The sequence below is a fragment of the Pseudomonas mandelii genome (assembly GCF_002251635.1).
GTDB lineage: Bacteria > Pseudomonadota > Gammaproteobacteria > Pseudomonadales > Pseudomonadaceae > Aquipseudomonas > Aquipseudomonas mandelii_B.
In genome coordinates this window covers 1-3715 of the sequence record NZ_NMOJ01000003.1, presented here as the reverse complement: position 1 = coordinate 3715, position 3715 = coordinate 1, and the positions used below count along the sequence as shown (strand labels likewise).

The following is a 3715-nucleotide window of genomic DNA, read 5'->3' as shown; positions in this document are numbered from 1 at the left end:
GGGTGAATCCTACCCACTCGATCGCCGCCTGGCTCATTGGCAAAGCTCATGCTGCTGATTGGTTTTCGCTATTAGCAGACAGTATTAATAGAAGAAAACGGTATCTAGCGCGCCACTGGCTTCTCGGCGACTCGGGCCATTCCGAGAAACGGGCTGGCTTCAACATAGCGCATGGCTGACTTCACATCCTTCCAACCCACATAACTCATCAACGATTTCAGATCCCAACCACTCTGATGGGCCCAACTGGCAAAACCGCGTCGCAGGGAATGGCTGGTGTAGTGGTCGGCCGAAATGCCGGCCCGTTCCAGGGCCTGGCGCAGCAAAGGGATCACGCTGTTAGCGTGCAAGCCCTCCTCGCTCAAATGGCCCCAGCGGTCGATTCCGCGAAACACCGGCCCACGGACCAGCGCAGCTTCCGTGACCCATTGGATGTAGGCGTTCACCGGGCAGAGGCGCTGCAGGGCCGGGGTCTGGTAAGTCTTGCCGAGGTTCTCGCGATCGCTCTTGCTGCGTGGCAGGTAGAGGTTGATGCCTGAGCCGGCGCTCGCCTGCACGTGTTCGATCTGTACGCGGCACAACTCATCACTGCGAAAGCCACGCCAGAAGCCCAGCAAGATCAGCGCAGTGTCGCGTCTGGCGCGAAGCAATCCCGGCTGATCGTTTTGCGCCCTGGCGGTTTGCGCCTCCTGTTCCAGCCATGCCACCACTTGCTCCAGATGCTGAAGTTGCAATGGCTCAGCCTGTTTCTCCTGGGCGGGGTGCAACGCCCTTATACCCTTGAAGACCTTGCGCACCACCGGCGACTTGGTGGGGTCGGCGAAACCCTGGCTGTTATGCCACTGCGCCAGCGCGGACAAGCGCAGCTTCAACGTATTGATCGACAGCACCCCCGCATGGGCCACCAGGTAGCGCGCCACGCTGTCACTCGTCGCCGGCAGGAANCCACCCCAACTTACCTCNAAGTGTTCGATAGCCGCCCGGTAGCTGCGCCGCGTGTTGTCGCGGGTGGCGGCTTGCAGGTAGCGATCCAGATCAGTCATGGGCTCATCTCTCGAAAATGTACCGCTTTGGTGAAGTAAAACCTGTAACGCGGCGTATCACACGGGGTAATACCAGTATATCCCGCATGAATAACTTACATTTTTTATCTTTTTATTGATGATGGTACACTGCGTACTTTAGTGGCATGTACCACAGTACGAAATCGTAGGAGAACACATGGCTCGTGGCGGCGTAAATAAAGCGGTGGTGCAGGCGGCACGGTTGGCAATCCTCGCCCGTGGCGAAAACCCCAGCATCGATGCAGTACGGATTGAGATGGGCAATACCGGCTCAAAAACCACCATTCACCGCTATTTGAAGGAGTTGGACGATGGTGGCGAACGCGTCGAGACGCCTTCGGAACCCATCGATGACGAGATCGCCGGCTTGGTCTCGCGCTTGGCGCAACGCCTGAAGGAACAGGCGCAAGAACCCATCGAACAGGCACGCACGCAGTTCGATCAGCAACGAAAAGAACTGGAAATCCAGCTGACTGAAGCCCGGCAAGCCAACACTGAACTGCACCAGCAATACGAAATTCAAAGCCTGGCGCTGACTCAAGAGTCCGAAGCGCTGCACGAAACCCGCTCCATGCTGCAGACCGAGCAAACCCGCAACGCCGGACTGAAACAGGCGCTGGCCGATTTCGAACTGCGCTTGCAAGACAAGGATGAGCAAATCCGCTCNCTGGAAGAAAAGCACCTGCACGCACGCGATGCGCTGGAACATTACCGCAACGCNGTCAAGGAGCAGCGCGAGCAGGAACAGCGACGTCACGAAGGCCAGTTGCAGCAGGTCCAGGNGGAATTGCGCCAAGCCCAGCAAAGCGCCTTGGTGCGTCAGGACGAGATCACTCAATTGCACCGCGACAACGAGCGCTTGCTCACCGAGAATCGTGGAACACTGCGCGAACTGGGGCTGCTGCAAGAGCAACTCAAACACACCCACAGCCGCCAGGATCAACTGCTGGAGCAGGTCAACCGCATCGACAGTGAACGCACCCTCCTCCAGGAACGCTTGCGTGCCGCGCTGCTGGAAAGTCAGTCGCTCAAGCAAAGCGTCGACGAGCAGTCGCAGTTAAACAAAGCGCTGGAAATCGATTTGCTCAAGACCCGGGCGAGCCTCGATGAAAGCCTGCGCCTGGCCGCTGTCATTGCAACAGCGCCAGACACATCAGAGCGCGAAAAGAACGATTAACCGGCAACCGGTGTGCGCATGGTGACGAACTCTTCCGCCGCCGTAGGATGCACGCCGATGGTTTCGTCGAAATGTTGCTTGGTCGCGCCCGCCTTGAGCGCGATCGCCAGCCCCTGAACGATCTCGCCGGCATCCGGCCCGACCATGTGGCAACCCAGGACTTTGTCGGTGTCGGCATCGACCACCAGCTTCATCAGCGTGCGCTCCTGGCACTCGGTCAGGGTCAACTTCATCGGCCGGAAACGGCTTTCGAAAATCTGCACCTCGTGGCCAGTTTNCTTCGCTTCTTCTTCGCTCAAGCCGACGGTGCCGATGTTCGGCAGGCTGAACACCGCCGTCGGAATCATCGCGTAATCCACCGGACGATATTGCTCAGGCTTGAACAAGCGACGCGCCACGGCCATGCCCTCAGCCAGAGCGACAGGGGTCAGCTGGACACGGCCGATCACATCACCAAGCGCCAGGATCGACGGCTCCGCAGTCTGGTACTGATCATCGACCTCGACGAAACCTTTCTTGTCGAGTTTGACGCCGGTGTTTTCCAGCCCGAGGTTGTCGAGCATCGGCCGGCGACCAGTGGCGTAAAACACACAATCCGCCTCCAGCTCGCGACCGTCCTTGAGCGTCACCTTCAGGCTGCCATCGGACTGTTTGTCGATGCGCTCGATGTCGGAATTGAATTGCAGGTTCATGCCGCGCTTGGTCAGCTCCTCTTGCAAATGCTTGCGCACCGCACCGTCGAAGCCTCGCAGGAACAGCTCGCCGCGATACACCAACGTGGTGTCGGCACCCAGCCCGTGGAAGATTCCGGCGAATTCGACAGCGATGTAACCGCCGCCCACCACCAGAACGCGCTTGGGCAGCTCTTTGAGGAAAAACGCCTGGTTGGAACTTATGGCGTGTTCGTGCCCCGGAATCTCCGGAATCTGCGGCCAGCCGCCGGTAGCAATCAGGATGTTCTTGGCGGTGTGGCGCTCGCCATTGATTTCGACCGTGTTCGGGTCGACGATTTTGGCGTGGCCTTCATGCAAGGTCACACCGCTGTTGACCAGCAAGTTGCGATAAATGCCATTCAGGCGATTGATCTCGCGATCCTTGTTGGCAATCAGCGTTGCCCAATCAAACTTCGCTTCACCCAACGTCCAGCCAAAGCCCGAAGACTGCTCGAAGTCTTCGGCGAAGTGCGCGCCGTAGACCAGCAATTTCTTCGGCACGCAGCCGACGTTCACGCACGTACCACCCAGGTAACGGCTTTCGGCTACGGCCACTTTCGCACCAAAACCAGCCGAAAAACGTGCCGCCCGTACACCGCCGGAACCGGCGCCAATCACATAAAGGTCAAAATCGTAGGCCATTTTCAATCTCCTCGGCAGGCAACCAGCATAACCGCAGGTGTCCGTTGGGCAAGCGTTGCAAGCGATATGGGGGCGGAAAATGAAAAAGCCACCCGAAGGTGGCTTTTAAAACAGGCAGG

Annotated in this window: 3 protein-coding genes; 1 reads left to right on the top strand and 2 read right to left on the bottom strand. The window is 58.5% G+C overall.

The window, feature by feature from the left end; all coding sequences use genetic code 11:
- Positions 1 to 104 precede the first annotated feature (104 nt).
- Complete coding sequence (locus B7L09_RS00530) at positions 105 to 1043, bottom strand: site-specific integrase (protein ID WP_094467310.1); 939 nt, start codon at positions 1041 to 1043, stop codon at positions 105 to 107.
- 178 nt (positions 1044 to 1221) lie between these two features.
- On the opposite strand from B7L09_RS00530, the gene B7L09_RS00525 reads away from it, so the two are divergent.
- Positions 1222 to 2241: a DNA-binding protein gene (locus B7L09_RS00525; protein ID WP_094467309.1), complete on the top strand. Its 1020-nt coding sequence runs from the start codon at positions 1222 to 1224 to the stop codon at positions 2239 to 2241.
- On the opposite strand, the gene gorA is transcribed toward B7L09_RS00525, so the two are convergent.
- On the bottom strand, positions 2238 to 3596 hold the full coding sequence (gene gorA, locus B7L09_RS00520; RefSeq protein WP_094467308.1) for a glutathione-disulfide reductase: 1359 nt from the start codon (positions 3594 to 3596) through the stop codon (positions 2238 to 2240). The two genes, B7L09_RS00525 and gorA, sit on opposite strands and share 4 nt — an antisense overlap.
- Positions 3597 to 3715: the final 119 nt, after the last annotated feature.